General features: G+C 43.2%; 1 protein-coding gene. It reads right to left on the bottom strand.

What is annotated here, in order from left to right:
- Positions 1-197, bottom strand: a 197-nt coding sequence (locus AAEY83_RS15910; protein ID WP_351060512.1) for a hypothetical protein, incomplete at its 3' end; no start/stop codon positions are given.
- Positions 198-264 lie beyond the last annotated feature (67 nt).

Genomic DNA, 264 nt, shown 5'->3' with positions numbered 1-264 from the left:
AGTTCATACTCAGGTAGATGGGTCCATTTTCCTTTTTCGATATCTGGAAATAAATTAGGCAAATATTCAGGTAACACGCTCTCAACGAGGTCTGCAATAAAGCTCGCTTTATCGGAAATCTGAGGAAAAATAAAAATCAATCCGTCTCCGTGCTGACCAGCTAAGGCGACATCCGAGCCGTATTTATTAGTCGCCAATGGGGTCCACTTACCATACTTCGACCATCGAGGTTTAAAGGAACATTTGAACTCAGCACCCTCCATG

The organism is Psychrobacter sp. TB20-MNA-CIBAN-0197 (genome assembly GCF_040309765.1).
GTDB classification, from domain to species: Bacteria; Pseudomonadota; Gammaproteobacteria; order Pseudomonadales; family Moraxellaceae; genus Psychrobacter; species Psychrobacter submarinus.
The sequence above is the reverse complement of the archived record's forward strand: the minus strand, read 5'-3'. Positions and strand labels throughout refer to the sequence as shown.